We start from the raw sequence: 23,526 nt of genomic DNA on the forward strand, positions 1-23,526 counted from the left end.
ATATAACCGGCATCTCCGATTATATAAAAAACCGTCCAAAGGTTCCTTAAAATGCAGCATCTGAACAAAGTGTCAACTTTGGAAGGTGGTGCATTCGTGCGCGGAACGCGCACATGTCAATCTCGACGTTTGCCGTAGGGCAAACTCGCGGTTAACGAGGCAGCCTTATTTGGTTGCCGAAGTTATACCTTCGTATCAGTTTGCCGAATGCTTATTTCAAAGCTAGTGCTATTGTTAGGGCAAACTACCGTGTGAAACGCTTTATGCGTTTCACACGGTAGTTTGTCGAGTTCTTTGTCTAGCCACAAAAAATTTTAGAACTAGCCTATAGTTTTTTTTATCTGTTTTGTATATAATTTTCCTTATGAATCCTCAAGTTTCTACATTTGATAAATTGGTTGAGTCTCTTTCCACAGAAGAAGCGCAGATAATGCTCGCACATATTGCTGAGAGTATGAAGATGTCTGAAGATATACAGACGGATTCTAAAAAAGAGCCGTTGCTGAGCGATACTGAACTAAAAAAAAGCATTCAAATAAATGATGAACCTTTTTTTATTCGTTTATGGTTGCGCCTTAAGTCTTTTTTTAAGTCATCATCTATTGAGACAGTGTATGAAGAGGAATTGATTCGACGTCTTGGAAAGGACTTGCAGCATGAGTATAAGCAATACATCAATATAAAAGGAAATCTCTTTACAAAGGATTTTTATGAATTGTTGAGAGAATTACGAAAAACGCAACTATTTTTTACGTCTCTTTTATCCGCTTATGATACTGACAAAGGAAATTTTTACTTATTGGTAAGTTCTTTTGTCGCACCGGATGTGTATTTAAAATTAATGTATAATACTGATCCTTTTAGCTGTGTTCCCAGTTCTCAGGCAAACGCCAATCTCCGGTCTGAACTATTAAAAAAAATTGATGAATCATTTTCTCTGATGACGACGGATAATAAGGCTGGAATGTATCAAGCAGCTAATGCAATTGAATGGATGCGATATTTTTGTGAATTGCCGATTGATAAAGCTGTTTTACGCTTTACCGTAAATCCGGCAGTTGACCCTTCCTGTTCCGTTTATTTGCTTTCCGCAGAGATTAGTATGCTTGCATCGGTACTCAGTACAACAAAACCAATTCCTGATGTTGTACTTCAAGCTTTATTTTTGTTATCAAAGCAAGATAAGTTAAACGATAAAACGGTTAATATGGATGAAGAATCGGTTGAGTTTATCGCACAGGCTTCTCATGCGTTGGAAGCAATTAAGGAATTTTCCGTGAAAATTCCAATTTTGGACTTAGCCCGTTATACATTAAAATCGATACATTGGGAACCGCAACGTCTTGAAGGAGGGGAAGATTGGTTTCAACTCTTTAAAGTAGCATGGAAAAAACGATTTAGTGAACGGTGGCAACTATGGGCATCAGAGCAAAGACGCGCTCAATTAAGCCGTCAGATGCTGGATTTGTTGAAAACTGATCGGCTTGAACCTTTGATGTACCGTCCATGGGAGGATTCATGGCTTGTGCTTCGGTTTAAGCGTGAATTCTCATTTAGCTTTCTTGCTGCTTTTTTTTCAAGATTATATCCCTCTTTTGTGCAACCGGTATTAAAAACTTTATTAATGGAAGGAAATTTTTATCGTCGTGAGAATCTTGCGGAATATACGAATGCCTTTACAGCATTGGAAAAACAGCAAAGCTGTATTAGTACTTTTGAAACACGGTTATCTCCTGAGGGTGAAATTGGAGCGGCCTTTATCCAATTAAAGGAAAAAACTGTAGCAAGTTTGAAGAGTAAGAATAGTCTTGAAGCATTAATGAAAAATATTGAAACCGAAGCGAAGCAAATTATTAGTTCTTCTCAGAGTGCATTTAAAATATTGATTGCTTTGCTCAACGGCTTTATTGAGGGTAATAAAAACAGTGTATATGCACCGCTTTTAAATTGGATGATTATCCAAGGAAATGATAATGCAGATTTTAGAAAGCGAGTAGAGGGTGTAAAAAAATTGTTGCAGGAAGTAACAAGTATTCTGTCGGAAGCGGATAAGATTGAAACAGATTGATAATATGGAATAGAAAACAATAAACCTGTTCGGAAACTTCCGTTTCTGAACAGGTTACCTTGAAATGCGATGTTCTAATTTGCTTGACAAAAAAACAGAGCGACTTATACTCTATAAGGAGGAAAATATATGGCAGAATTTCTAAGTGACCGCAACTTTGAACTCTTTAAAGATTTAATATACAACGAAAGCGGTATCACTTTTTCTGTAACAAACCGATCCATTTTGGAAAGCCGTTTGAAAGATCGTTTACGCGAGAACAAAATGGACGATCTTGATGCGTACTATAAAATTTTGACTTCAAATAAAGAAGAACTGAAAATTATGTTAGATTCGGTTACCACCAATCTGACCCGTTTTTTCAGAAATCAACCTCATTTCGATGCTTTAGTTCATTATGTTATTCCTGAAATTGTCAAGATAAAACAAGCCGCAGGGCAAAACCAAATTCATATTTGGAGTGCGGGGTGTTCTACGGGTGAAGAGCCGTATACGATTGCTATGGTTATGAAGCGGCATTTACCGCAGGGATTTACAGCTGATATTCTTGCTTCCGATCTGTCGTTCAAGTCGTTGGTTGTTGGAAAACAAGGCTTTTATCCGGAAGGCCGTGTGGTTGGAATTCCTGATGATTATCTTGCACAGTACTTAACTAAACAAGGAACTGGCTATCAAATAAATCCTGAGATTATGAAAATGGTTAAGTTTGATTATCATAATTTAAAACATGATGCCAATAGAAATAACATCGATATTCTTTTTTGTCGTAATGTAATTATCTATTTTGACGAACCTGCACAACAGGCGGTTATTAATCGTTTCTGGGATGCGATGGCTCCTCACTCATTTCTTTTTATTGGACATTCGGAATCTTTGTTCGGTATGGATACGAAGTTTGAGTTTCTTAAAACCGAATGGGCATGTTTGTATCAAAAAAATGTTAAGTAGCGTTTTTATAGTTATGTACAAAAAAGGATATATGAATTTTTAATATATTTGCAAAAAATATAGGAGGTCGTTTTAGTATGGAAGATATAAAAGTTTTAATAGTTGATGACTCGGCTTTGATGCGGAGCTTGATTGGAAAAATAGTGGATGGGACACCCGGATTGACTGTCGCTGATAAAGCAATGAACGGACGGTTTGCCTTACAAAAGTTAGAGCGAGTTCAGCCTGATATTATTGTGCTTGATCTCGAAATGCCGGAAATGAATGGAATAGAATTTTTGCGTGAACGAAAAAGGCTTAATATTGATATTCCGGTAATCATTCTGTCCAGTATTGCAAAAGAGGGCGCTCGTATCACAATGGATTGTCTGGAACTTGGCGCTAGTGATTTTGTTACTAAGCCTTCCGGCTCGGAATCGGCAAACTTAGCTACAGTCGCCAGTCAGCTTGTGGAATTTTTACAAGCGTATGGTAGACAGTATCAACTGAAGAAACAAGCTACTAGCGGTATTAAAACATCTCCAGCTACTCTTGCACCGCATTATATTCATACGCCCCATCTGCAGACAGCACCACAAACGCATACAGCTGTAAGCGGTACTTCTGTCTTTGCGGTATCTCCAGAAGAAGCTGAAAAACCGATGCAAGTTCGTCAGCCGGGAAAACTTGAAATTATTGCAATTGGGATTTCAACCGGAGGACCGAATGCCTTGCGCGAAGTGTTTGCGGAATTAGATCCGAATCTTCCGCAGCCGATTGTCGTTGTACAACATATGCCTCCGGGATTTACTTATGAATTTGCGAATAGCCTAAATAAGATATGCCCATTGGAAGTAAAAGAAGCTCAAGAAGGAGATCTTGTAAAACCGGGGCGTATTCTTATTGCACAGGGTGGTAAACACCTTATGGTTGAAAAGAAGCCTCTTGGCGTTATTGCGCATATTTCCGATGCTCCTCCTCAGAGCGGGCATCGTCCGAGTGCGGATGTGTTGTTTGCTTCTGTAGCGGAGCAATTCCAAAATCGTGCACTTGGAATTATCATGACGGGTATGGGCAAAGACGGAGCTGCAAGCCTCACACGGTTGTATCAAGAAGGTTCCCGCACTATCGGACAAGATGAAGCTTCTGCTATTGTATACGGTATGCCCCGTGTTGCTTACGAAATGGGCGGCGTAATGGAACAAGTTTCGTTAAGCAATATGGCCTCCGTTATAAATCGCTATGGAAGAGAATTTGCCTAAATATTAGGAAAGATTTTGACGGATGATGTGTGTGCATCAGTTCGGGGAGTATTTTCGGCCTAAATGGAAAGTGCTATTGCTGTGCTTCTGCTTTCAGGTGTTCGAGGCTTTCCGGACTGAGCATATCCCCTGCACTAATGCCTGCCCGCTCAAAGTAGCCTTGTGCTACTTCAAGGGCGTAGCGCACCGAATACGTGCTGGCAGTAATATCTAAGCTGAACGGCTGCATATCATAGATTTCTCGAACACAGCCCGTAGAATCAATAAAGGCAATGGAAAGCGGGTGGGGAGTATCTTTCATCCAAAAGCGTAATTTTTGATCTCGTTTAAAGACAAAGATCATACCGGTACCGCCCGGTATCTCTTTCCGGTGCATAAAACCACGCTGCTGCTCTTGGGCGGTTACCGCAAGTTCCACATCAATGGAAATACCGGTTCCTGTTTTTTTCGATTCGATGGTGATGGTAATAGGAGACGCTTTCGGTCTTTCCGTACCCGTACAAGATACGGTAGCCGCTGCAAAGATAAGAATGTATACAGCCGCAGACAAGTGTCTAAAATCCTTCTTGATGGAATATAAATACATGATAACTTTTCCTATGAAAGACCTTCTCAAAAATTCAGTTCCAGAGGATTCTCTTAAATTCTAAAATCCGTCGATAAAGTTTTGGCGGTTCGTTTCGGCAGCGGCTTTCTCGGTAGTGCTTTGAGAAAGCAATTCATTGAATACCGTCAAATCGATATATTTTACGATAAGCGGCCGCTCGATAACAACACGGGTGTGTTCGTCTTCCCACACAGCACGCTGCGGGTTGATAGAGGTCGGTTCACCGTATTTTTCACAAAACTTGGAATAAACCGAATAGTAATCGATTGTATCGGTGTTTAGCTTAAAGATCATCGTATAAAGGTTATCCTGATAAAACTGGAACCATGACCTGCTGATAAAGTAAGAGCCTGCCGATTCGATAAGACTTCTGTTTTCCGTCGGCAGCAATGAAACATCCCGTTCGCCGCGGTACCCGAATACAGGATCCTGTTTGAGCGTCTCTTTTACTGCATCGATGTTCATGGCAAGCCGGATGCTGCGGTATTCGGTCGGTAATGCGATTTTTTCTTGTTTTTCGCTTTTTCCCGTAGGCTGCTTTAGTTCATTTCCAGTGGGTGCTTGAGCTGTGTGTACGGATTGTGCAGCTGTCGATGGTGCAGAAGATTCTCCTGCTGCTAAAGGTACTACAGTAACCGTAAAAAACAGAAAAGCCGTATATAAAAGATATTTCATCTTATACCCTCGGTGTCCTTGCATATCACCGGACCGGTTTTCCGCGATAGGTCGGTTCGTTTGCACGGGATTGCTTGCGGGCTTGTTCAATTTCCTGCATCTTTTTAAAGTATGCAGTCTGTTTTGACAGCTCAAGTGTATCGGTGATGATGATGCTGTCATCGGTACTGCGTACAATCGGGGTCATTAGAAACTCTGCAATCGCTTGCGAGACTTGTTCTTTGGGAATACTACACATCTTGGCAAGCTCCGCAGGGCCGAATAAGAAGGTATGCTGCTTGCCTGCACCGGGCTGTATCCGTAGCTTTTCAAGTTGAATACTCAGCATATCGTACATCTTTTCAAGCGGAACAGGGATAAGCGTGTTTGCGAGCTGCTTGTACATCGCCCAAATGCGGTCGGCGAGGGTTGTAGTCAAGCGAGCAATCAGTTGGGGCTGAGTTGTAACCATTTGGTTGAAGTTTTGCCGGTTTACTGCTAAAAGCTGACACTCTTCCGCTGCGGTAATAGCTGTGGCCGAACGCGGCTTATTCTCAAGCAGCGCCATTTCTCCGAACATGTCTCCTTCTCTAAGAACGGCAAGTAATACTTCGCTATTGTCCACAATTTTAGAAATTTTTACTCGACCTTTTTGAATGATATATAGTTCCGTCCCTGATTGGCATTCGCAGAAAATCATTGATTCACGGTTATACACCCGAACCATTTGTTTGGTATCCGGTTCGAGCATCTCAATCGGCGCTTTTACACCGGTTGATTTTATTGCCATAAAGCGTTTCCGCGCCGTTTCGGCATATTGTCCGTCCGGTTTTTCTTTTAGGTAGTGATAATACGCATACAATGCAAGCTCAAACTTTGACATTCTCAGGTAATATTCGCCGATAGTAAAAAGATGGGAAATATCGGTCTCGATATTACGCTTCAGGGTAATTCGGGTAAGGGCTTCGTCCAAATACCGCATCTTTTTACTAAAAGAGTAGATAATCTTCATTGCAATAGGAGTGTTTTTTTCTATTAATTCCGGAAACTGTGTATAGTGTACGGCAATCAGCACTACATCGGAAACTGCAACAGCCGTTTCAATTTGACTATGGTGAGCCATACAGGCAATAACGCCTAAAAAGTCGCCCGGCCCGAGGAGATTTCCTTCTTCTTCCGCTACGACCTCGTTTTGCTTTGCAATTTGTACTTGCCCGCTTTGGATAATATAAAAACGATCGGTATCGGATTTCCCTTCAATGAGGATATAAGACCCACGTTTAAAATTTACAAAAGATAATTGAAGCACTTTATTACCCTCTTATTTTTTTGCTTGTCATCATAATACCAGTCTGTCGCAATGTGCGTAAGCCCCTCTATCCGGCAAAAATAACTTCCGGTTCAAGTTCAAACCCTGTTTTATCCTTCACCCGCTCTTGAATTGTCTCAATTAGTTCCACAATCTCCTGTGCAGTTGCAGAACCGGCATTCACGATAAAATTTCCATGCCACGGTGCCACTTGAGCGTCTCCTATTCGCAGACCACGTAAGCCGGCTTCATCTATCAGCTGACCGGATGGTTTTCCGAATGCATGATTATTTTTAAAGACGCTGCCCGCCGAAGGGAGTTTAAAATGCCCCTTCGCTGTCCTATCCGCAATGCGGCTCTCCATTATTTTACGGATGCGCATTATATCTCCTTGCTCAACTCGGAACGTTGCGGAAAGTATCACCGTCCGGCTTTCATTCAGTTCTGCATACCGTTTATTTTGAGGCTGAAACGGTGAGCGTTTATAACCCCAGTCTTCTTGGCGGTATTTGAACTCTTTTATTGTGCAGCCTTTTTCAGAAAAACACAACACTGATACGGAAACCAATACGTCGGAAATCGATTTTTCGTAACAGCGGGCATTCATAAAGACAGCTCCTCCCACTGTTCCGGGAAGCCCTGCAAAATCTTCCAAGCCTGTAAGACCGTGATCTGCGCAGAATTCCGTTAGATCCTGCATCAGCGCTCCGGCTTCCGCTTGAACAAACCGTTTTCCCGCAGATTCCACCGGCATGATTTTATTTAATCTGCGGGTATGGATAACAGCTCCCCGTATTCCTTCATCCGGAATCAGTAGGTTTGTTCCTCCGCCAAGCAGTATCGCCGGTATCTGCTCTTCTTTAATAAATGCAAGCGCTGTCTCCAACTCCTCCGGCGATGAAGGCGTAATATATATATCGGCATTTCCACCGATTTTGAAACTCGTAAATGGACTTAATTTGACATTTTTTTGTATTATATCACGGATTTTAACCGGGAAGCTGGTTTTTTTCTCTTTTTCTTCTAGATTAAACATACTAAAACACTATATACTATCAGCGGCATTTATAAAAGCGGCAATCGTTTATTATAGGGAGATTTTTATGAGTTTACGCATATATAATACATTAGGACATAGGATGGAAGAGTTTGTACCCGTCGATCCGAAAAAAGTAGGTTTTTACGGCTGCGGGCCGACCGTATATAACTATGCGCATATCGGTAACTTACGAGCATATATATTTCAAGATACGCTGTCTCGCCTGCTGCGGTTTTTAGGCTATGCGGTAACCCATGTGATGAACATAACCGATATTGGACACCTTTCGGGCGACGCCGATGACGGCGAAGATAAGATGGTTAAAACGGCAAAGGAACGCGGACAGAGCGTGTTGGAGATTGCCGATTTCTATACTCAAGCGTTCTTTAAGGATACCGAGCGGCTTAACATCCGCCGCCCCGATGTTGTGTGCAAGGCTACCGACCACGTATCCGATATGATAGAGCTGATCAAACGGATTGAAGCAAACGGGCATACGTATTCGGCAGGCGGAAACCTCTACTATGATATTATGACCTTTCCTAAATACGGGGAACTCGCCTCGATTAATCTCGAAGATCTCAAAGCCGGTGCACGTATCGAAGTTGATGAAAATAAGCGGAATCCTCATGATTTTGTGCTCTGGTTTACCAAGAGTAAGTTCGAAAATCAGGCCTTAGTGTGGGATTCTCCGTGGGGCAGGGGATACCCCGGGTGGCATATTGAGTGTTCCGCTATGAGTATGAAGTATTTAGGCGAGCAGTTCGATATTCATACGGGTGGCATCGATCACATCCGTATACACCATACGAACGAGATAGCTCAGTCGGAGGGAGCAACCGGCAAAAAATGGGTAAAATATTGGCTCCATAACGAGTTTTTGGTGATGAACAAAGGGAAGATGTCCAAGTCTACCGGCGATTTTATCACGTTAGATAAGGTTATTGATGCAGGCTATGCGCCGCTCGATTACCGGTTCCTGCTGTTGGGAGGACATTATCGCAGCCAGCTTACCTTCTCGTGGGAAGCGATGGATACTGCAAAAAATGCACGCAAAAACCTTGAACAGCGGATTGCCAATCTGCTTGCCGAAGCCAAACCGCTTCCCGATTTTCCCTCCGACAATCTGACAGCCGAACAGTCGGTTTCGCTGCTCCGTACTGAAAAAGCACGCTGCTATCTGGCGGACTTTATACAGGCGCTTGAAGAAGATATTTCAACGCCGCGCGCCCTTTCCGTACTGCAACAGGTAGTGAAAGATAAGGGGCTTGAAGCAAGCGAAGCTATCACGTTAATTCGCATTTTCGATACGGTTCTTGCATTACATTTAATAGAAGAAGCAGCGGCGCTTCATACCGGTATGGAATCGGTCGATAATGCAGAAGAAATCGAACGCTTGGTCGCTGAACGGACGGAAGCGAAAAAGAATAAGGACTTTAAACGGGCGGATGAAATCCGTAACGTGCTGAAAGACCGCGGAATTGCTTTGGAAGATACGGCAAACGGAACGCTGTGGCGCAAGATGTAACTTTTGGGGAGACTAAGTTGTTTGATGAATTAGCGCCGTTAGATGCGCTTTCCGATAAGGATTTTAAAACCATTTATGATGCGGCAGTTCCTGCACTGTACAAGGTTGCTTATAATATTGTACGAGAAGAGGATGCTGCCGAGGATCTGTGCCATGATGCATTGATTAAGATGACGGAAAAAGAAATGAAGTTTCCGTCATTAAACGATGCAAAGTATTGGCTCATTAGAGTGGTAAAAAATGCAGCGCTTAACTATGCAAAGCGGAGAGTGTTGGAGCGGAAAGTATATACGCGTGCCTTTAAAGAAGATCAGCGCAAAATGGACTCCGGTGAAACTGCGCTCTTGAAAGATGAAACAATTCAAGATGTACAGCATGCATTGGAGCAGTTGCCTGAAAAGCTGCGGATTGTATTACAGCTTCGCGAATATACCGAGTTGAATTATAAGGAGATTGGACGTATCCTTGGTATTAGCGAAGGAAATGTGAAAGTCCGTATTTTCCGTGCACGGGAATATTTAGCAAAAGTTATAGGAGAAGATAATGTCTACATGCCCTAATAAAGATCTTTTGTCTGCTTATATCGACGGTGAAATTCCTTTTCCTTGGAAGGGAACAATAGAACAGCATTTACAGCAATGCGTTGCTTGTAAAAAGATATACGGTCAATATGAGCTGATACACCATTATATGCAAAAACCTACGACCGGAGCGGAGTTTGATGCGGGTGCTTCTTTTGCTAAATTGCTTGAAAAGCGAAATGCCGTATTACAGAATAAACTGCAAGCCCAAGAGCGACGATGGGGATTAAACTCAGGTGAGCGTTGGTTTTCTTCTTCTATTCGTATTCCTGTTCCTGCAGCAGCTGCGGCTGTTCTGATTTTTGTCTTGCTGCCGCTCGTATTGTTCTTCAGAGTAGAATATACCGTTAATTCGGTTACTGCTGCGCAATCTTCTTTCACGCCGATTATTCCCGTTTCGCTTGAAAAACAAAAGCCTATTACCGAAATAGATTACGGTATTACGCAAACAAACGGCACTCAAAATTATGCCGTATCGACCAAATCGGTGAATACCAATGCTAAGTTCTTTACGGTCGGTGAATTTACTCGCTTATATTCAAAAGATGAAAATTTATTTCAGCCGGTTGAATCTACAGTCGATCTTAAAATTTCTTCTTCGTCGTTTCCGCTTTCATTGGAGCATCAACCGCTCTATATCATTGCCGATCCCAATATAAGAATCAGCAATCGATGAAACTTTTTTATCTCATAAGAAAGTATCCCTTTTTTCGCTTTCTTGTTTTTTCATTTGTTATCGGTGGTATAATAGCCGGTATTATTTTCCTTTCTCGATCTACCATTCGTTCCAATGTTATTATCGCTGTGTCTCCTCAAGTTACCGTACCGGGTGAACGAGTCACCGTAGCTGGTAAGAATTTTGGACAGCCTTCAATCCATTCGTGGCTGATGATCGGCAATAACAAAATTAAATCCGACCGGTGTATTGAATGGACGGATACGAAGATCGTTTTTGAAGCGCCCGATACGCTTTATGAAGATATGCTGTACGTGGTGACTAAGAATAAGCAAGGAAATGCTGTTATGCTGGTAAATCAGACAGTTTTTCCGGTTAGCTCAAAACGTACCGCAGACGAAAATCTTCCGTTTATCGATTCTTTGGAAGCCGATTCCGGCAATGTGGGAGATCTGATTTCCATTCACGGTAAAAACTTTGGTCACGCGCGGAATGATTCGGTTGTCCTATTTACAGGAACGCAGAATGCCGTTTATGCGCAAAATACTGCAAAAGAAGCGGTGTTGACTGGCGCTGAATGCAGCGAATCGGACTTCGATTACGAATTTTGGAGCGATCGTGAATTGCGGATACGGGTACCTGATGCCGCAGATACGGGAAATGTCGTGATTATTACCGAAGCGGGAATAAGTAATCCTGTGCCGTTCCGGTTAAAAAACAAATACGGTACTAAAACCTATACGGATACAAGGACATATCGTCTTGTTTCCGAAGTTGAAATTTCCGATTTTCTTGCTGAGATACCGAATACGTTCTTTTTGCAGATACCGTTGCCGCAAAAAACGGAAACACAGCGCACCGTTACCATTAATTCCGTTCAACCGGAGCCGTTTGTACCGTCATATCAGGGTGCGAGTATTTACCGTTTTCATAATGTTGAATCCGGCAGTAAAATACAGATCCGGCAAGAATACAGCGTATCCCGCAGTAGAGTTGAAACGAATGTCAACGTCGCTTCTCTCAGGAAAACGGGACAAAATAATCCGCTTTTATATGCCGCATATACCGAAGCTGATGAATTTCTCCCTGCCGATCATGCCGTCATTAAAAAGATGTGTCGGCAGATTGTTGGGGCTGAAACGAATCCATATAATAAAGCGCGGCGTATCTACACCTTTTTAACCTCAGAGCTAAAAGCGCGGGGAAGCAGTGCGGCAGATGCAGGTCGGTCTATTCTCACTGCTTTGGAAGAAAAGAACGGCAGCTCGTATGACCTTGCGCTGCTGTTTTGTACGCTTTCCCGCGCAGCCGGTGTACCGGCTGTTCCTGCCGCCGGACTATTGGTTGACGCGGAACAAAAAGCGGTATTGCATTGGTGGGCAGAGTTCTATATAAATGGTTTCGGCTGGGTTCCCGTTGATCCGGCGCTTGCGTCCGGTATTCCCTTTGATACCGGCGTTGCCGATAAGGGGCGATGGTATTTCGGCAATTTGGATGCCTATCATATTGCGTTTTCACGCGGGTATCAAACTCAAGCGCCTATGTTACCGAACGGTAAAACGACGGAAAAAGTGCGAAGCTATGCCTTTCGGTCTATTTGGGAAGAAGCCACGCCGAATATCAGCGGCTACAGTGCACTCTGGCGTATTCCAAAGATCACGGGAGTGTATTAAAAGAATTGCATTTTTTTAAATTAATTATTACATTATAAAGTGTAAAACAGCCTGTAAATGGACGGTAACCGGCATCGTTTTTAATTGTTTCGCTATCTAAAGGGGAAACTATCAATACGGATGAAGAGGAGCTTTATGGTACGTGTTTTATCGGTGGGCGGCTCAATCGTAGTGCCTCAACAGCCCAATGAAGTTTTTTTACGGGATTTTTCCTCCCATATACGCAGATGGCTCAGCGTATCGGCTGATAGAAAGCTGATTTTAGTTGTCGGCGGCGGCGGCCCAGCTCGAATGTATCAACAAGCATATAAAAATATTACCGATAACACGCCCTCAAATGATGAAGCCGATTGGATTGGGATTATGGCGACGCGGCTTAATGCGCAGCTTTTAAAAGCAATTTTTTCGGATATGTGCCCTAATCCTGTTGTGTATGACCCTACGGCAGTGGAGCTTTTTTCAGGACAGGTATTGATAGCCGCCGGTTGGAAGCCGGGTTTTTCCACCGATAACGATGCGGTTTTGCTGGCAGAGCGCTTTTCGGCAAAGCAGGTGATCAACCTGTCAAATATTGAAAAAGTATATACCGACGATCCTAAGAAAAATCCCGATGCAAAACCGATTGATACGATTTCATGGGAGCAATTTATTCGGTTGGTCGGTACGGAATGGATACCCGGAAAAAATGTTCCTTTTGATCCGGTTGCAAGCCTGCGCGCGCAGAAAGCGGGGATACAGGTCATCTGTGCCGGAGGTACCGATTTGGATAATCTCGATAACATCTTAAACGATTGCCCCTTTAAAGGCACGACGATAGGCTAGGCGTATGGATTATTATGAGGTTCTGGGAGTTTCTAAAACTGCTTCCGATGAAGAGATAAAAAAAGCATACCGTGCAAAGGCGCTGCAATATCATCCCGATAAAAATCAGGGAAATGCGTCCGCCGAAGAAATGTTCAAAAAGATAAACGAAGCGTATTCCGTATTGTCGGATTCCAAGAAACGCGCCGATTATGACCTCGGCGGCACCGCATCGCAGCAATATGGAGCCTACACACAACAGTATGCACGGCAGAATCCCTTTACCTATAACCCGTTTGCAGAAGAAGATGATGATACGATGTTCGGCACATCGTATCACTGGACGTTCTACCATTCGCCGGAGCAGGAAAACGAGCCTGTTTCGCATCGCAGAGGATTGGGAGCTTTACTCGCCGGTATCTTATATCTGTGGCTCGGATTGCTCAGTTTCCGTGTTATATATGCTTTTGGTTTTTTAAGTCTTTTTATCGGTGTGCCGTTGCTTGTGAAAGGCATTAAAAACCTGAAAATAGCGTTTGTATCGTTTTTTAAAAGCAGTCGTTAGCGTTCGCGGAAAATAATTCTCCCTCTGTTTAGGTCGTAGGGAGAGAGCGCAACTTTTACGCTGTCGCCGGGAACAATACGAATAAAATGTTTGCGCATCTTTCCCGATAAATGCGCCAAAATGACATGACCGTTTTTTAATTCAACACGAAACATCGTGTTGGGAAGGGATTCTTTGACAATCCCTTCAACTTCAATTGCTTCTTCTTTAGCCACAATTCCTCCAAAATAAAACATCGCAAAAGAATCTAATAGAAATCTCTAAAAACTTCAGTTTTTAGAAGTTTTCAGTTGCTTTTTTACTGAAATAACGCTTATAATTGTAAAATCTATTCATTAGTTTGTCAACTAATGGCAAAAGGTACAAAAAAGGAGTTTCAAAAATAGATGGAGAAACAGTTTTATCAAGAGATGAAGCAATCTCTGCATGAGCGCCGCGCCGAAATTATCAAAACATTTGTAGCAAACCATGAAAGTTTTAAGCAGATTATTGAATCGGTTGATCCTAAGGATTTCGGCGATATTGCTTCGGAAGATACCGACCGGAAGATGCTGGAGAGTATGAATGAAAAAGACGCCAAACGGATGCAGCTCATTGAATCCGCTCTTGCGCGTATCGAGCAGGGAAAGTATGGTAAGTGCATCAAGTGTGCAAAAAAAATACCGGAAGACCGGCTTCGGGCTATTCCTTATGCATTGATGTGCATCGAATGTCAATCCGAAACCGAACGAAAAAAACGTTAGTCTGAGGGGAGAAACAGCAGAGAACCGCACTGGAAATATTTTAAGCGGTTCTTTTCTTTTTGCACGAAATTTCGGAGGTATAAATGGAGAAAATATTTTTATTCATCGCAGACGGATTTGAAGAAGTTGAAGCGATTACGCCGCTCGATTATTTACGTCGCTGCGGAGCCGATTTGACATTAGTCGGAGTCGGTGCAAAAGTTATTCGCTCATCTCGCGGACTTGCTGTTACCTGTGACATTACCTTATCCGAGCTAATCGGCGAGGGGGCAAATGCGAAAAAAAATGTCGAGCAGTTGGCGGCAGGTACTGCACTGGCAATCCTGCCGGGAGGGCTCCCGAACAGCCGTACACTCAGTAAAAATGCCGAACTTCGCTCTTTTATAACCGAGACGGCAAAACACGGCGGATTAGTTGCGGCAATTTGCGCAGCTCCGGCGTTAGCGCTTGGCGGATGGGGTTTGCTTGAAGGGAAACGATTTACCTGCTATCCGGGTATGGGAGAGGATTTGCCGACACAGCCCATAAAAGGAGCGCGTGTCATCCGAGACGGCCAATTTATTACCGCCTGCGGAGCCGGAGCTGCTGAAGAGTTTGCTTTTGCCTTGGTTGATGCCTTGTACGGCGAAAAAAAACTCATCGAGCTAAAAAGCTCAATCGCTGCCCTGTAGTGCGGTACCTATCGTTAGTATAATGAAGATAAACGGCTATCAAGATTGGAAGGAGGCGATGCTGCAGCTTCCTGAACGGACGTTTTTTCTCTTAATGCGTCTGTATCTGGGGGAAATTAAAACGCCTTTTAATAAGCAACGCCTCGTAGAGAGCCTCGGTGGATTTTTGTCGAAGCCCGAAACACAGCGGACGATGATAGAAAGCCTTGATCGCCTCGACCTGCTGATTTTAACAGCCGTTCATACACTGCCGGTGACCAACCGCGGTTCATTATTGATATTTTTATCTTCTGAAACCGCCTTACAGACTCGGCTGACCAATTTGGAAGAGCGGCTTGTTCTCTATCGGGACTGTTATACCGATGATTACGATAGACTAATCAACAACTACCGCATTAATCCGTTTTTGTATAAATCCGTCGAACCTTTATTGGATGCACACTCGCTTTTTTTACCGCAGCGAGAACAGGAACTTCAGAGTGAGGCAACGCTTTGCGATGATATCGTATTGGCCGGACTCTATACCTTCTTCCTCAAAGAAACCGATGTGCTGAAGATGAACGGCGCTTTTAAAGTAAAAGCCGAAAAGCAGCTTAAAGCGGTTTTTCAGGATGCAGCAACTGATATCGGCTGTTTTAAAACGCTCTGTACCGGCTTACAAAATCTCGGTTTGCTGATAGTGGAGTCAGCAAGCCTTACTCCCCAGCAAGGGCGATGGGAGGAGTTTTTTAAGCAAAAGCCGTTTGACCGAAAGATGTATACTATCGCCGCAGTGTACGGTCATGCACGTCGTGAGAGTATGCAAAAACGGGCGCAATTCTTTTCGGATTTTTTAACCTCGCTTGATCCTCATGGGCTGTATGATGATATCGCATTGAAGCGCTTTTTTGATTTTTTATTCCTGCGTTTACATGCCGAAACAAACGGAGATGTCTCGATTTTCCCTGATATGATGATAGAGGATGAACTGCGTATGATCGATACGCTCAAAGCGCTTAAGTTTTTGCTGCCGGTCGGGGAATATTGGCAGTTGAATACGGCCTCCTTTAATCAAGAATCGGTAGAGCAGCCGTTGATTGCCGCTCCTTCATTTGAAATAACTATGTTACCCTTTACCGCTCTTGGGCGGATATTTCCGGTGCTCAGTTGCATGGAACCGGTATCTATTTTGACAACCGGCAGGTTTACCATCACACGAGCCGCTTGTTTGCGCTGTTTTGAGCGGTGCTGTACCGATAAAGCTTTGATCGCCTTACTTGAGGAAGCTTCCGGCGGGATAATCCCTCAAAATATAAAGGTGAGCATTTCCGAATGGTACTTACAGTGTACCGCCGTCGGTCTGTACTACGGGTTTGTTATAACCGTTGCAGAGGAAAAACGGAAGCTTTTTAAACAAAATGCAGGGCTTCAGGATATCATCTATAAGGAATTAGCCGACGGTGTGTATCTGATAAAGCAGATGGATTTGGATTCGGTTCGTATGATGATCAAGTCCGCCGGTCTGGATGTAACTTTTTATACTACGGGCGGTACGGGACAATATACTGCTGCCGGATTTGCCTCTATTGAATACCGACATTCCGCGCTTGACCGCTTTGATAAAAAAGCGAAAAAACGGCGCACAATTCAATGCAAACAGAAAAACGACTATTCCGAACATATTCGGGAACTGCAAGCTGTTGTAGATACGATGCCGATCGATCAGTATAATAAGCAAGGCTTGAAGGAAAAAATTGCAAAAAAGCTTATCATCACTAAAGAACAGCTGAATGGAGCGCCGACAGATAACGGTGTTCGAGAAGTGTCGGGGCTTGATTTTTTAGGGAAAATTCACCTTGCGGAAACTGCAATTGCCGACAACAGCCGTTTGGAAGTGTCGATTGATGGGGTTTCCGGCCGTCGGATAATTGTGGGTGTTCCTATTGCAATTGAAAAAACGGAACATGATGCACTCTTGGTGATTCAAGAAGATAACACGCAATGCAAAGAAAAAATTTCGATTGCCGGTATCATAAAGATGCGATCATTCCGTAGTTCATTTTTTTCTTAATGCTGATGGCCGGTTCAAACTTTTGAAAAAAATTCCGATATTGTAATCGGTATCTTGTATATTATATGTATGTTTGCACTTTGTTGCGAACGTGCGTAAAAAGTCAATTGAAAGTTGGTACTTTCTTCTTGACTTTTATGGGAGGGTTTAAAGACGATGGGGGCATCGTTTATATTAGCGCCGTCTTTATTGAGTGCAGACTTTTCACGGCTTGCTGAAGAACTACACTTTATTGAAGCAAACGGGGGACAATGGGTTCATCTTGATGTGATGGACGGAGCTTTTGTACCGAATTTAACGTTCGGCGCTCCCGTTGTACGCAGCTTGCGAAGTAAAAGCACCCTTCCTTTTGACGTGCATTTAATGGTTGCTCGTCCTCAAGATTTTGTGAAAGATTTTGCGGCGGCGGGCGTCGATTATTTTACGTTTCATATTGAAGCGGCAATACATGCCCATCGGCTTATTACGGAAATCCGTGCCGCAGGTATGAAACCCGGTATCAGCATCGTACCGTCAACCCCTGTACATCTTTTAGATGAGGTGTTACCCTTCGTCGATCTTGTGTTGGTAATGACGGTTAATCCGGGCTTTGGCGGACAAACGATGATTCCCCAATGTCTCGGCAAGGTTGAGAAACTGTGTGAATACCGTGAAAAATACGGTTATCGCTATTTGATTTCGGTTGACGGCGGCGTTAATGCGGAAACACTTCCGGTTGTATGCAATGCCGGCGCCGATGTTGTTGTTTCGGGGTCATCTTTTTTTTCCGGAGAGATAAAGAAATGAAAAAAAAATTAGTATTTGCTTATCTTGTGTGCTTTGGTATCTGCAGTATTTTTGCCGAAAGCGCCGATTTACTGAGCGGTTTGGATGCATACAGCCGCGGCGATTGGACTGTTGCGGAGGGATCATTTGAGCGGGTACTTATTACAGCAGAACCGAATGATCGTACAGAGGCGCTCTACTGGCTGGTAATGTCCGAAGCTTCTGCACAAAATTATGAACGTGCATTGAAGTATGCCGATGCGTTTTTGGAAGCAGCCCCTGAAGATGAACGCGCCGCCGAAGTGAGTTATCAAAAGGGGCGGCTTTTACATTTATCAGGTGAGTATGAAGCATCGTCGGATATCCTCTATCGGTTTATTGAAAAGTATCCCGATCATCCAAAGATTCCATCAGCTTATTATTGGATAGGTGAAAATCTTTACGCAACGGGGAATCACACCGAAGCCCGTCAAATTTTTAGCAAAGTTGTCGTGAATTATCCTCAGTCGGGAAAGGTGAACGAGGCTCGATATAAAATCGTGCTTATCGATCAACAATCGGTCCGGGAGGAACTCTTGCAGATGGCGAATGAAACACAACCTGCATCGGCACAGACTGAAAAAGCATTCGAATCCGCCGAACCGAAATCCGATGACACAGATGCTCCAATTGCGTCAGATAGCACGGGCAGCAGTACCGAAGCTGCACCGGTTGGGGAGACAGCTCCGTTAGCGGACGAAAAACAGACCGAATACTTTGCCGACCGTTTAAGAGCGTTGGAGAAAAAAATCAATGAAATTTCTGCAACGCTGTCTCTGATAAGCGAAGAACAGGAAAATCTGCGTATACGGGAACAGCAGCAACAAAAAGAACAAGAAGAAGCCGAGCGGCAAAAACTTGAAAGGCGCCGTCTGGAACTGGCGGAATTGAAAGCTCGTACCCAAACCTTGGAAAAACTCTATGAACAGCATATCAAAGGAGTAAAATAATGTGGCTACCCAATAAAAAGATGATTCTATTATGCCTCTCGGCATGGGTGCTGAGCGGATTATTTGCAGCGGAAAATACAGTCGAAATGATCAGTGATCCGTTAAAGTTGGTTATTTATCCTAATACGGGTAATTTTTGTTTATATCACTCAAAGGTCGAAGATGCCCGTGTGTATGAGCCGCTGTATGATGATCGCTCTCAATCTTCCGTGAATATTTATTCGGTGCTCTTTAATGGTAAGATATTCCATCTTAATAATAAAAGCGGAAAGAAAATTATCATTAGCCAGTCAAAAAACGAGATAACGGTTATGTTCCAGATCAGCATGGATTTTCTGGCGACTCAGACATTTTCATTTGTACCTTCAAAACAGCGCTCAACGGGAAAGATCTTAAAAGTTGTAACTGAAATTCAAAATATTTCGGGGGATATTGCCGATATCGGTTTAAAGGCTCTATTTGACACTTCGTTAGGTGAAAAAAATCTTGTTCCGCTGTATACGGACTTGCGCAGTGAAATCGGAGCGGAACTGATGCTGCAGCCGGTGTTGGAAAAAGATTCCGTTATCTTTTCTGCAGATAGAGGATATGCTTGCCTCTTCTTCTTACGAAATGAATATGTAACGGTACCGACATCTGTGTATATTGCAAATTGGGAGCGGCTGGTAACAAAGAAGTGGCTACCTTCTTACGTAAGCGGCAGATCATTCCGTAAGTATGCATTTTCCGATCCGGGGCTTTTATACGTGTGGTCTGAGAAGAAGGTACTCTATAAAGAAACGTTCAGTGTTACAAACTGTATCGGCTTTTACGATTACCGAAATGCAGCTGATACGGTAACAGCATATTCAGCATATACTCAACAGACTCAAGCAGCGCCGGAGAAAACCAGCCGATCTGCTACCGGTCCGGTGGGAAACTTGACTGTTACGACGATCTATCGTCCTGTTTCGGCAAATCAACCCGCTGCCACCACTAAAACACAGCCTGACGATAATACTCCCGCATCGGCAGTATCTGCAGAGCAATCCTCGGTCGCTCAATCTGCTCAACAGGATGCCTTGGGAAAACCGGAAGAACCGAAAAAAGATTACCGGTATGTACAGGAGCTGTTGGATAAAATTGCGGTGCTTGAAAAGTCTCCCGACGAATTATCTATGGAAGAGATTGCGAAATTACGCACGGAAGTAGATAATGCTATAGAGGCCATGCAGGAAGAATAATGCCGTCATCGATTCTTGAACAAGCAAAAAAACAATTTGCAAAGGGGAATTATCAACAGGTCATCAATTTATTGGAACCCCATGTTACGCAATACGTTGTGTCGGGTGATGCGAAAGATGTCGTGTATAATGCTTCGTTTAACAAATCGTTTCCTTTTTATCTATATTTAGGACTTGCTTGTTTGCATGCCGGGGATATCGGCGGAGCCGTTGATTATTTGACCTGCGCACGGCGTATTAAAATGACCGACCCTGATTTACTGTGTGCGCAGGCTGTGTTGTTTTTACGGCGTGGTGATACCGCACGTGCGATCGACTATTATCTGGAAGCAATTGAGTATAATCCTAATCATGTATTGGCACGTAGCGGATTGGATTTTATCCGGACACATAATACACCGGAAGCAATAGGGGACGCCGTTCAATCGGGCGAAATAAAAAAGTTTTACCCCCGTCCCGGAGTGCAGTCCTATATTAAAAAAAGAATAGCTTTGTTTAGCTGTCTTGTAGGCGCCGTGTGTGTCGTGGTAATTACACTAACGGTATTGGTGAAAAAACCTCTGCCGACATGGACGCGGAATAATAATAGGGCAGATCTTTCGGCATTCACATTGCTGTCGGACGAAAAAGCGCGCCCGATTGATACGAGCGGAACGTATCGATATACACTTTCGGAAAAAGAGGTACTTGCGGCATATCGGAATGCGCAGAAATATTTTCAGGATTCGAGGGATAATCTTGCGCAGATTGAAGTTAATCGTATTTTATCGTCGAACGCTGCTCATTCGATTAAACAAAAAGCGCGATTGTTGATGGATTATTTTGCAACGCCGGGATTCGATACCGTTCGGGATATTCCCGCCTATAGCGATGTGCGCGCCGATATTCCGCTCTATCTTGATTGCTGGACCATTTGGTCGGGGCGTGCAACAAATGTACAATCCGATGGGGACAATACGAGCTTCGATCTTTTGGTGGGGTATAGTGAGCGTATTCAGCTGGAAGGTGTTGTTCCTATCTTTTGTAATTTTTCGGTCAGAATAGATGCTGAGCGTCCGATAGAAGTATTGGGAAAAATTCAGCAACGGGGCGGCATCCTCTTTTTAAAAGCTGCCGGTATTCATCAAAGTCAAGTGCCGGAAAATAAACGCTGATTGGAGAAGATATGTATACGGCGGAAAAACTACGGATAGGAGGCAAGGGCAGCGTTCGGAGCATTGAACTCGGCGGCGATGCCCCCATCGCTATCCAGACTATGTGGAAGCAGCCGTTGCGTGAGGATACATTACAGGAGACGGTACGACAGATAGCCGCACTGGAGCAGCTCGGTTGCGACATTCTCCGGTTTGCCGTACCGGATGTCGGAAGCGCTGAAGCGTTTGTGAAGCTTACCGGAATGACGCCGATGCCGCTTGTTGCCGATATTCACTTTGACTATCGGCTTGCGTTGCGCTGTATGGATGGTTGCGCCGCAAAGATACGTATCAATCCGGGGAATATCGGAACGGAAGAGCGGGTGAGCGCGGTTATTAAAAAAGCACAGGATACCGGAACGGCGCTCCGCATCGGGGTTAACAGCGGCTCTCTCCCCGTCGATATACGAAACCGTATGGAGCAGGAAATTCGCGAAGGACGCAATGCGGAGGATGCGAGGGCAGCCGCGTTGGTAGCGGGGGCGCAGCGAGAAGCGGCGCTTTTCGATAAACACGGCTTTACGCAGTATCTTGTGTCGATGAAAGCATCGTCGGTGAAAGAGACTATCATTGCCAATGAGCTGTTTGCCGCCCGGTCCACTGCGCCGCTTCATTTAGGTGTTACGGAAGCGGGTCCTTTGGTTTCGGGGATTGTCAAAAGCGCCCTCGCATTTTCAAAACTGCTTGAACGGAATATCGGCGCTACCGTGCGGGTGAGCCTTTCCGATACTATGGAAAATGAGGTTATTGCAGCGCGGGAAATTTTGACTGAATGCGGTAAACGGAAAGGCGGTATCAGACTTGTGTCGTGCCCCCGCTGCGGTCGCAATGGGTTTGATGTTCACGGTTTTGTTGCACGATGGCAGCATCGGCTGTTTGCCGAAAAGAAAGATTTGACGGTTGCAGTGATGGGATGTGTTGTCAACGGGCCAGGCGAGGGAAAATTTGCCGACATCGGGATTACCGGCGCGGAAAGCGTTATCCTATTGTTTAAGAGGGGCGTTATCGTTCGGCGTATCGATATACAAGGCTTGACGGAAACGGAAAAAAATACGGTTATCGATGCGGTCTTTGAGGAGGAGCTGAGGAGTTTATGAAAAAGTTTGTAATAGTATGTTTTACAATCCTTATCAGTGTGTTTCTGTATGCACAAAAAGTATCGACCGACTCGCTTGAATACCCTTGGCATCTGCTTGAGCAAGGAAAGGTTGCGTATGAAGCACGTGAATTCGGTAAAGCGCTCCTTTTGTTCAGGCAAGCGCGTGAAATGCATAAAACGCAGGTAACCGCTCAGTATGACTATCTTTTTGCCGCGCTTAAACCGCATCAGGTAAGGGCTGCCGGTGATCTTATTTCGGACGTATACCGCGTGTTGGAAAAGCGGCAGGATTATGAAGCGTGTGCAATCCTCGATAGGATTTTTCTTATTCATCCTCCTGCTTATTTTGATAAGTCGATTTCTGCAGTACTTGCGTGGTTAAAGAAGAGCGATGTTTATCCCGAATGCGATTATCTAATCGGAAAGGTCTATGAGCTGGAAGGAGAACTGACACAGTCGCGCCGGTTTTATCAGGCAGCATGGGAAGCGAGAGACTTCTTATACATCCCCGATATGCGGTTTGAAATTATTTATTCGCTTGCTCAAATTTCCGGCTTATTAAAGCAGTATGACGATCAAGAAAAATATCTTCTTCTCATTTTAACGGAAGATCCTGTGTATGGAACTACCAATGTTGAAAGTGCAACCTTGAGGGCGATGATCCATACGATTAAAAATGAACAGACGGTTGAAAAGTTTTTTTCATTATACCGGCATCATAATGATATAGCGCTTCGTGCTTATATTGAACTGACCGATATTTATCTCCGTGTCGAAGAATACGACCGCGCATTCAGGACTGCGCTGCTCGGAGCCGATATCGCAGTTACCTATTTGAGCGATACGTTGAAAAAGACGGATTTTATGTATAGGTACAGCGACTTTTCCGATCTATTGCTGAGAATCGGTGCAAATAATGAAATCCTGCACTGGACGGAAACCAAGCAAATTTGGAATGTCTTTTTGCAGTTTGCCGATTTGTTGTACCGACAGGGATTTGTCGTACAAGCAAATGATCTCTATTACAAATTGGCTAAAAGTTGTCCTTCTTTTACGTACGCAAAGGAAGCAACATACAGGCTTTCGCAAACTTTTTAAACGAA

At 43.9% G+C, this 23,526-nt stretch carries 23 protein-coding genes; 18 read left to right on the top strand and 5 right to left on the bottom strand.

The window, feature by feature from the left end; genetic code table 11:
* Positions 1 to 364: 364 nt before the first annotated feature.
* The 3 genes from HGH47_RS00005 to HGH47_RS00015 all read left to right on the top strand — a co-directional run bounded on the left by HGH47_RS00005 (position 365) and on the right by HGH47_RS00015 (position 4,257).
* On the top strand, positions 365 to 2,068 hold the full coding sequence (locus HGH47_RS00005; RefSeq protein WP_212565297.1) for a DUF5312 domain-containing protein: 1,704 nt from the start codon (positions 365 to 367) through the stop codon (positions 2,066 to 2,068).
* A gap of 129 nt (positions 2,069 to 2,197) precedes the next feature.
* Positions 2,198 to 3,016, top strand: coding sequence for a CheR family methyltransferase (locus HGH47_RS00010; protein ID WP_253675520.1), 819 nt, complete (start codon positions 2,198 to 2,200; stop codon positions 3,014 to 3,016).
* A gap of 77 nt (positions 3,017 to 3,093) precedes the next feature.
* Positions 3,094 to 4,257 carry a protein-glutamate methylesterase/protein-glutamine glutaminase gene (locus HGH47_RS00015; protein ID WP_212565296.1) on the top strand — a complete coding sequence of 388 codons (1,164 nt, stop codon included), beginning with the start codon at positions 3,094 to 3,096 and terminating at the stop codon, positions 4,255 to 4,257.
* 73 nt (positions 4,258 to 4,330) lie between these two features.
* Here the strand turns inward: HGH47_RS00015 and HGH47_RS00020 are convergent, their stop codons facing one another.
* The 4 genes from HGH47_RS00020 to murB form a co-directional block, all read right to left on the bottom strand.
* Positions 4,331 to 4,843: a DUF192 domain-containing protein gene (locus HGH47_RS00020; protein WP_212565295.1), complete on the bottom strand. Its 513-nt coding sequence runs from the start codon at positions 4,841 to 4,843 to the stop codon at positions 4,331 to 4,333.
* A gap of 60 nt (positions 4,844 to 4,903) precedes the next feature.
* A complete protein-coding gene (locus tag HGH47_RS00025) occupies positions 4,904 to 5,539 on the bottom strand; it encodes a hypothetical protein (RefSeq protein ID WP_212565294.1) in 636 nt (211 codons plus the stop codon).
* Positions 5,540 to 5,564: 25 nt separating this feature from the next.
* Entirely contained in the window at positions 5,565 to 6,827 is a 1,263-nt protein-coding gene (locus HGH47_RS00030; RefSeq protein ID WP_212565293.1) for a cyclic nucleotide-binding domain-containing protein, read from the bottom strand.
* A 67-nt stretch (positions 6,828 to 6,894) separates the two neighbouring features.
* Complete coding sequence (murB, locus tag HGH47_RS00035; RefSeq protein ID WP_212565292.1) at positions 6,895 to 7,863, bottom strand: UDP-N-acetylmuramate dehydrogenase; 969 nt, start codon at positions 7,861 to 7,863, stop codon at positions 6,895 to 6,897.
* Between the two features lie 67 nt (positions 7,864 to 7,930).
* Between murB and HGH47_RS00040 the strand changes: the two genes are divergently transcribed.
* The 6 genes from HGH47_RS00040 to HGH47_RS00065 all read left to right on the top strand — a co-directional run bounded on the left by HGH47_RS00040 (position 7,931) and on the right by HGH47_RS00065 (position 13,690).
* The gene (locus tag HGH47_RS00040; RefSeq protein ID WP_212565291.1) at positions 7,931 to 9,394 is read left to right on the top strand and encodes a cysteine--tRNA ligase; all 1,464 of its coding nucleotides are present in this window, start codon (positions 7,931 to 7,933) and stop codon (positions 9,392 to 9,394) included.
* Positions 9,395 to 9,411: 17 nt separating this feature from the next.
* Positions 9,412 to 9,954 (top strand): RNA polymerase sigma factor, encoded by a 543-nt coding sequence (locus HGH47_RS00045; RefSeq protein WP_040859137.1) that lies wholly within the window; start codon positions 9,412 to 9,414, stop codon positions 9,952 to 9,954.
* Entirely contained in the window at positions 9,938 to 10,651 is a 714-nt protein-coding gene (locus HGH47_RS00050) for an anti-sigma factor family protein (RefSeq protein WP_253675514.1), read from the top strand. The genes HGH47_RS00045 and HGH47_RS00050 overlap by 17 nt, the downstream gene beginning before the upstream one ends.
* Entirely contained in the window at positions 10,648 to 12,324 is a 1,677-nt protein-coding gene (locus tag HGH47_RS00055) for a transglutaminase domain-containing protein (protein ID WP_212565290.1), read from the top strand. Before HGH47_RS00050 ends, HGH47_RS00055 begins: the two co-directional genes overlap by 4 nt.
* Positions 12,325 to 12,459: 135 nt before the next feature.
* Positions 12,460 to 13,146 carry a UMP kinase gene (pyrH, locus tag HGH47_RS00060; protein WP_212565289.1) on the top strand — a complete coding sequence of 229 codons (687 nt, stop codon included), beginning with the start codon at positions 12,460 to 12,462 and terminating at the stop codon, positions 13,144 to 13,146.
* 4 nt (positions 13,147 to 13,150) lie between these two features.
* Entirely contained in the window at positions 13,151 to 13,690 is a 540-nt protein-coding gene (locus tag HGH47_RS00065; protein WP_212565288.1) for a DnaJ domain-containing protein, read from the top strand.
* Here HGH47_RS00065 and infA read toward each other — a convergent pair.
* Entirely contained in the window at positions 13,687 to 13,905 is a 219-nt protein-coding gene (infA, locus tag HGH47_RS00070) for a translation initiation factor IF-1 (RefSeq protein ID WP_016523428.1), read from the bottom strand. The genes HGH47_RS00065 and infA overlap by 4 nt on opposite strands.
* Positions 13,906 to 14,076: 171 nt before the next feature.
* Here infA and HGH47_RS00075 point away from each other — a divergent pair, with 171 nt between their 5' ends.
* The 9 genes from HGH47_RS00075 (at position 14,077) to HGH47_RS00115 (ending at position 23,521) form a co-directional block, all read left to right on the top strand.
* Complete coding sequence (locus HGH47_RS00075; protein ID WP_212565287.1) at positions 14,077 to 14,433, top strand: TraR/DksA family transcriptional regulator; 357 nt, start codon at positions 14,077 to 14,079, stop codon at positions 14,431 to 14,433.
* Between the two features lie 83 nt (positions 14,434 to 14,516).
* Positions 14,517 to 15,104: a DJ-1/PfpI family protein gene (locus HGH47_RS00080; RefSeq protein ID WP_432909527.1), complete on the top strand. Its 588-nt coding sequence runs from the start codon at positions 14,517 to 14,519 to the stop codon at positions 15,102 to 15,104.
* A gap of 22 nt (positions 15,105 to 15,126) precedes the next feature.
* Complete coding sequence (locus HGH47_RS00085; protein WP_432909530.1) at positions 15,127 to 17,154, top strand: hypothetical protein; 2,028 nt, start codon at positions 15,127 to 15,129, stop codon at positions 17,152 to 17,154.
* Between the two features lie 156 nt (positions 17,155 to 17,310).
* A complete protein-coding gene (gene rpe, locus HGH47_RS00090; RefSeq protein WP_212565284.1) occupies positions 17,311 to 17,940 on the top strand; it encodes a ribulose-phosphate 3-epimerase in 630 nt (209 codons plus the stop codon).
* A complete protein-coding gene (locus HGH47_RS00095; RefSeq protein WP_253675510.1) occupies positions 17,937 to 18,908 on the top strand; it encodes a tetratricopeptide repeat protein in 972 nt (323 codons plus the stop codon). The genes rpe and HGH47_RS00095 overlap by 4 nt, the downstream gene beginning before the upstream one ends.
* Positions 18,908 to 20,131: a hypothetical protein gene (locus HGH47_RS00100; RefSeq protein WP_432909535.1), complete on the top strand. Its 1,224-nt coding sequence runs from the start codon at positions 18,908 to 18,910 to the stop codon at positions 20,129 to 20,131. Before HGH47_RS00095 ends, HGH47_RS00100 begins: the two co-directional genes overlap by 1 nt.
* Positions 20,131 to 21,285 carry a tetratricopeptide repeat protein gene (locus HGH47_RS00105; protein WP_432909538.1) on the top strand — a complete coding sequence of 385 codons (1,155 nt, stop codon included), beginning with the start codon at positions 20,131 to 20,133 and terminating at the stop codon, positions 21,283 to 21,285. The genes HGH47_RS00100 and HGH47_RS00105 overlap by 1 nt, the downstream gene beginning before the upstream one ends.
* A gap of 11 nt (positions 21,286 to 21,296) precedes the next feature.
* Positions 21,297 to 22,421 (top strand): (E)-4-hydroxy-3-methylbut-2-enyl-diphosphate synthase, encoded by a 1,125-nt coding sequence (gene ispG, locus HGH47_RS00110; RefSeq protein ID WP_212565283.1) that lies wholly within the window; start codon positions 21,297 to 21,299, stop codon positions 22,419 to 22,421.
* On the top strand, positions 22,418 to 23,521 hold the full coding sequence (locus HGH47_RS00115) for a hypothetical protein (protein WP_212565282.1): 1,104 nt from the start codon (positions 22,418 to 22,420) through the stop codon (positions 23,519 to 23,521). Before ispG ends, HGH47_RS00115 begins: the two co-directional genes overlap by 4 nt.
* Positions 23,522 to 23,526 lie beyond the last annotated feature (5 nt).

It is taken from the genome of Treponema sp. OMZ 805 (assembly GCF_050937395.1).
Lineage (GTDB): Bacteria > Spirochaetota > Spirochaetia > Treponematales > Treponemataceae > Treponema.

What these genes read in the sequence shown, in the direction of transcription:
- HGH47_RS00005 (WP_212565297.1), top strand. Translation starts at nt 365, where the DNA reads ATGAATCCTCAAGTTTCTACATTTGATAAATTGGTTGAGTCTCTTTCC.
- HGH47_RS00010 (WP_253675520.1), top strand. Translation starts at nt 2,198, where the DNA reads ATGGCAGAATTTCTAAGTGACCGCAACTTTGAACTCTTTAAAGATTTA.
- HGH47_RS00015 (WP_212565296.1), top strand. Translation starts at nt 3,094, where the DNA reads ATGGAAGATATAAAAGTTTTAATAGTTGATGACTCGGCTTTGATGCGG.
- HGH47_RS00020 (WP_212565295.1), bottom strand. Translation starts at nt 4,843, where the DNA reads ATGTATTTATATTCCATCAAGAAGGATTTTAGACACTTGTCTGCGGCT.
- HGH47_RS00025 (WP_212565294.1), bottom strand. Translation starts at nt 5,539, where the DNA reads ATGAAATATCTTTTATATACGGCTTTTCTGTTTTTTACGGTTACTGTA.
- murB (WP_212565292.1), bottom strand. Translation starts at nt 7,863, where the DNA reads ATGTTTAATCTAGAAGAAAAAGAGAAAAAAACCAGCTTCCCGGTTAAA.
- HGH47_RS00040 (WP_212565291.1), top strand. Translation starts at nt 7,931, where the DNA reads ATGAGTTTACGCATATATAATACATTAGGACATAGGATGGAAGAGTTT.
- HGH47_RS00050 (WP_253675514.1), top strand. Translation starts at nt 9,938, where the DNA reads ATGTCTACATGCCCTAATAAAGATCTTTTGTCTGCTTATATCGACGGT.
- HGH47_RS00055 (WP_212565290.1), top strand. Translation starts at nt 10,648, where the DNA reads ATGAAACTTTTTTATCTCATAAGAAAGTATCCCTTTTTTCGCTTTCTT.
- pyrH (WP_212565289.1), top strand. Translation starts at nt 12,460, where the DNA reads ATGGTACGTGTTTTATCGGTGGGCGGCTCAATCGTAGTGCCTCAACAG.
- HGH47_RS00065 (WP_212565288.1), top strand. Translation starts at nt 13,151, where the DNA reads ATGGATTATTATGAGGTTCTGGGAGTTTCTAAAACTGCTTCCGATGAA.
- HGH47_RS00075 (WP_212565287.1), top strand. Translation starts at nt 14,077, where the DNA reads ATGGAGAAACAGTTTTATCAAGAGATGAAGCAATCTCTGCATGAGCGC.
- HGH47_RS00080 (WP_432909527.1), top strand. Translation starts at nt 14,517, where the DNA reads ATGGAGAAAATATTTTTATTCATCGCAGACGGATTTGAAGAAGTTGAA.
- HGH47_RS00085 (WP_432909530.1), top strand. Translation starts at nt 15,127, where the DNA reads ATGAAGATAAACGGCTATCAAGATTGGAAGGAGGCGATGCTGCAGCTT.
- rpe (WP_212565284.1), top strand. Translation starts at nt 17,311, where the DNA reads ATGGGGGCATCGTTTATATTAGCGCCGTCTTTATTGAGTGCAGACTTT.
- HGH47_RS00095 (WP_253675510.1), top strand. Translation starts at nt 17,937, where the DNA reads ATGAAAAAAAAATTAGTATTTGCTTATCTTGTGTGCTTTGGTATCTGC.
- HGH47_RS00100 (WP_432909535.1), top strand. Translation starts at nt 18,908, where the DNA reads ATGTGGCTACCCAATAAAAAGATGATTCTATTATGCCTCTCGGCATGG.
- HGH47_RS00105 (WP_432909538.1), top strand. Translation starts at nt 20,131, where the DNA reads ATGCCGTCATCGATTCTTGAACAAGCAAAAAAACAATTTGCAAAGGGG.
- ispG (WP_212565283.1), top strand. Translation starts at nt 21,297, where the DNA reads ATGTATACGGCGGAAAAACTACGGATAGGAGGCAAGGGCAGCGTTCGG.
- HGH47_RS00115 (WP_212565282.1), top strand. Translation starts at nt 22,418, where the DNA reads ATGAAAAAGTTTGTAATAGTATGTTTTACAATCCTTATCAGTGTGTTT.